Raw genomic sequence first — 3718 nt, 5'->3', positions numbered from 1 at the left:
GCGGTCAAGGTCGGCATCCTCGCCGGTTCCTTCATCGCCGCTATCCTGGGCGCTGCCGTGCTGCTCATGGCGCCCGCCAGGGGTGGCGTGGAGGACGGTGAAGAGTAGAGGCAGTCTTAGGACTTGGGGGACAATCGCTACTCGCTCTCACCCTCCAGCGCCGGCACCGACACGCCGGCAAGCTCTGCCGCCAGCAGCCGCGAAGCGCCGGCCCGCGCGATCCGCAGCATCAGCGCTTTGCGCGTTGCCGCTGCCATGCGGTGCTCGGGCGCATCGCGCAGGATCTCGGCGCCGTAGCCGTCGGAGAGGATGAAGCCGCACTCCTGGGGAAATATCTCCGAGGGCACGCCGGGATGGGTGGCGAAGAAGAAGCGGTCGGAATGCAGCCGGTAGTCGGGCCATTTGCGGTCGACCCTGAAATCCTCGATCGAGGATTTGATCTCGATGATCCAGATATCGCCCTGCCGGGTCAGCGCGACGAGGTCGGCGCGGCGGCCCGTGGCCAGCGACAGTTCGGGCAACACATGTGCGCCCATATCCATGAGCAGCCGCTGTACGCCGCGCCGCACCAGCATGGCGCGTTCGGACTGGCGGCCGTCGATGAGAGGATTGATGAGGATGGGGGAGATGATCGGCATGCCAGGCACCATGCCAGATTTTGTTCACGGTTTGAACCTGTTTTATGCAGACGATTGTATATTCGATATACCCGGATATACCCAAAAGAAGTCAGGCATTGATCCTTGAAAGATTGAGTTTGCGGTGCGTACCGTCGCTTCCATGGGGACGGGTGACGCAAAATCGAACACTAAAGAAGGCCAACAAGTATGGGCCTTTGACCTTGACGCTCTGCGCAAGGCTTTCAGAAAGTCCGTTCGGGAGCATAAAGTCACGGCGGCTGATTGGGCGGAACACGCCAAGCAGTTCCTCGAAAAACAAAGAGATCGTCAGCGCGAATCGACTTGATATGCCGCGCCGATCAATTTCCATTTAGTAACCCTAAGATAGCAGAAAAAAGTCTTTGCGCGTTACCAACCAAAGTCAGATGCAACCGCTTCAGTTCCGCGAATGTCGAATTGCATAAGCAGGGAGACGTCACTTCGACATTTCCGTGAAGGCGCAACCCATCTGCGGGTGGCGCATGGCTTTCTGTAAATTAGCTAAAGCTAATTTAAGTGAAAGGTGATATTTTGGAAGCAGCCGGGGCTCCCCCAATACACCCCGCTCCGGTCAGGCCCGGTGGCGGTCCACCCAAAGGAAGGCTACCGGGCCGATCCCTGCAACCAACCGGTGATCCGCTCGTTGATCCCATGCCGGGTTGATCCCCCGGCACTCCAGGACCTGCCCGCTGCCGAGGGGCGGCGGGCCTTTTTTGCCGATTGGATTCAAGCCCGCAGCGATAGCGAAGGCTCCGGCGGATGCCGGAGCCTTCGCGTTTGGTGATCCCGTCAGAAGTGGATCCAGAAGGATCTGCGGAAACATCTGCGGCGCCAAGAACCATTGCGCCAATAGCGACGGCAAACCCGCCTCCACCCGCGTCGGCGACGGCGGCGGTGCCATCTGCGGTGCCGCACGAACTCGACGCCGTCCTGAACATCGGGACCATCCGGGCCGAGAATGTCGTCGGATGGTTTGTCGAGCTCATCGAGAATGCCGGGCCCCGTATCAGGGATGCCGGCCAGGGCGGTGGCAGGACGCGCGATTGCGACGACGGTCGCAGCCCCTGCAAGCCCAAGCATTCCAGTCAGAAACAATCGCCGATCCATGCCAACCTCCATCGTTGATCATTGCGACAAGGGAAGACATAGAGCGGCAGATTGACGCGCCCAGATGCCGAAGAAAATTGGGTCAATCCCCCTGCCGTGCCGGCGGCGGATCTTTTTAGCGGTCTCTGACAATCCACGCGGCCAAATGCGCCTGTTCCCAGGGATCATTCCTCCGACAAGCCGGTCGCCGTTGCGTCCGTTTCAATGCTCACCGGCACGCCCTGGCGCAGGGAGTTGCTGACCGTGGAAATCGCCGCGGCCCTTGTGATGATCTCCGCCGGGTCGGAGCCGTCCAGTGTCGTGCATGAAACCTTCATGATTGACGAGGTCGCGAGCAAAGGCTTGCCTTCGAGGTTCAGCGTGACGGTCACCGCGATCTTGTTGAGCGTTACACCCATTTCCTCGGCGACGTAGCGAAGGTCGTTGCAGAAGCAGCCGCCGATCGCCAGGGCGAGCAGTTGGCCGCCATTGAAGCACAGGCCCATGCCGCCGGCCTTGCCTTCGGGCCGGTCGACGATGATCGTGTGGCCGCCGGCCCAGCCCATGGCGGCTTGCGTGTCCTCCACATTGCGCAGTTCGACGGTCATCGAGACCATTGCGGATGTCCTCCCGGCAGGAGTCGACCAGGCGTCGGGCCTCGTCGACGTAGAGTCATTATGCAGGCGCAGAGGCGACCTTGTCGCTGGGCAACGCCGCCCCCGCCATGTCATCAAGGATCGGACAATCCGGCCTTTCGTCGCCGTGGCAGGCATGGATCAGTTTCTGCAGCGTCGAGCGCATCGACTGCAGCTCGCGCACTTTCTCCTCGATCGCCGTGACATGGGCGGCGGCAATTTCGCGCACGTTCTGGCTGGCGCGGCTGCGATCCTGGTAAAGCGCCATCAACTGGCGGCAATCGTCGATGGAAAAGCCGAGATTGCGCGCGCGGCGCAGGAAGGCCAGCCGGTGGATGTCGTCTCCGGAATAATCGCGGTAGCCGTTGGCGGCGCGCGCCGGGGCGATCAGGCCGATCTCTTCATAGTAGCGGATGGTCTTGGCCGGCAGGCCGGAGCGGTGGGCGGCGTCACCGACATTCATGACGGTTCTCCTCGATTTCCAGGAGCCCATGGAGCAGGCCCCTTGAATTTGCTTCACAATCCTGTGAGTCCTGTTGCCAAAATGCCATAGTGATACGCTTACCGGTACGTCAAGGCAGGCATATAGGCATCGCGCGCTTGGCAAGCAAAGCAAATGCCAGCATGAATGATGATGAGAGAGCGGCCGACTCGTGCCGCCGAAGTTGGGCGGGGCACCGGATCACCTGATGCGCATGAAGTCGTTTGCAATCATCGCCGCACTGGCGCTCTCCACTGCTATCGCCGGTTGCAGCACCATCGGCTCGCAGATATTCTCCAACAACTACGGCGCGGTCACCGACGCAGGTTATCAGCTGCCGCGCATCCCGATCGAGAAAGTGCCGATGAAGTACCATCGGCAGGAAGTGAACTACGACAGCCCGGAAAAGCCGGGCACGATCATCGTCGATACGCAGAACAAGTTCCTCTACTTCATCGAGGGCGACGGAAGGGCCATTCGCTACGGCATCGGCGTCGGCCGCGAGGGCTTCGAGTGGCATGGCACCGCCCACATTGCGCTCAAGCGCGAATGGCCGACCTGGACGCCGCCGAGGCAGATGATCCAGCGCCAGCCGGAATTGGAAAAGTTTGCCGGCGGCATGCAGCCGGGCCTGAAGAACCCGCTCGGCGCGCGCGCCATGTACCTGTTCAACAAGGGCGGTGATTCAGGCTATCGCCTGCATGGCAGCCCGGAGTGGAATTCGATCGGCAAGGCGATGTCGTCTGGCTGCATCCGCCTGATGAATCAGGACATTATCGACCTCTATGACCGCGCCTCGGTCGGCGCCAAGGTCATCGTTCTCTAGAGGCAGTTTTCGTACGCGGACCGTCTAGGCA

General features: G+C 61.1%; 6 protein-coding genes. 1 reads left to right on the top strand and 5 read right to left on the bottom strand.

Annotated features, from left to right (window positions below; genetic code table 11):
* Positions 1 to 137: 137 nt before the first annotated feature.
* From EN906_RS26405 to cueR, 5 genes are all read right to left on the bottom strand, one after another.
* Positions 138 to 638, bottom strand: coding sequence for an MmcB family DNA repair protein (locus EN906_RS26405; protein WP_050596738.1), 501 nt, complete (start codon positions 636 to 638; stop codon positions 138 to 140).
* 91 nt (positions 639 to 729) lie between these two features.
* The gene (locus tag EN906_RS26400) at positions 730 to 990 is read right to left on the bottom strand and encodes a hypothetical protein (RefSeq protein ID WP_127271563.1); all 261 of its coding nucleotides are present in this window, start codon (positions 988 to 990) and stop codon (positions 730 to 732) included.
* A gap of 240 nt (positions 991 to 1230) precedes the next feature.
* Positions 1231 to 1560, bottom strand: coding sequence for a hypothetical protein (locus tag EN906_RS37810; protein ID WP_189526393.1), 330 nt, complete (start codon positions 1558 to 1560; stop codon positions 1231 to 1233).
* Between the two features lie 370 nt (positions 1561 to 1930).
* A complete protein-coding gene (locus EN906_RS26390) occupies positions 1931 to 2362 on the bottom strand; it encodes an OsmC family protein (RefSeq protein ID WP_127269478.1) in 432 nt (143 codons plus the stop codon).
* A gap of 58 nt (positions 2363 to 2420) precedes the next feature.
* Positions 2421 to 2843: a Cu(I)-responsive transcriptional regulator gene (gene cueR, locus EN906_RS26385; protein ID WP_127269477.1), complete on the bottom strand. Its 423-nt coding sequence runs from the start codon at positions 2841 to 2843 to the stop codon at positions 2421 to 2423.
* A 226-nt stretch (positions 2844 to 3069) separates the two neighbouring features.
* On the opposite strand from cueR, the gene EN906_RS26380 reads away from it, so the two are divergent.
* Positions 3070 to 3687 (top strand): L,D-transpeptidase, encoded by a 618-nt coding sequence (locus tag EN906_RS26380; protein ID WP_127269476.1) that lies wholly within the window; start codon positions 3070 to 3072, stop codon positions 3685 to 3687.
* Positions 3688 to 3718 lie beyond the last annotated feature (31 nt).

It is taken from the genome of Mesorhizobium sp. M7A.F.Ca.CA.004.06.1.1 (genome assembly GCF_003999135.1).
Classification (GTDB): Bacteria; Pseudomonadota; Alphaproteobacteria; order Rhizobiales; family Rhizobiaceae; genus Mesorhizobium.
This window is presented reverse-complemented; position numbering and strand designations above follow the sequence as displayed.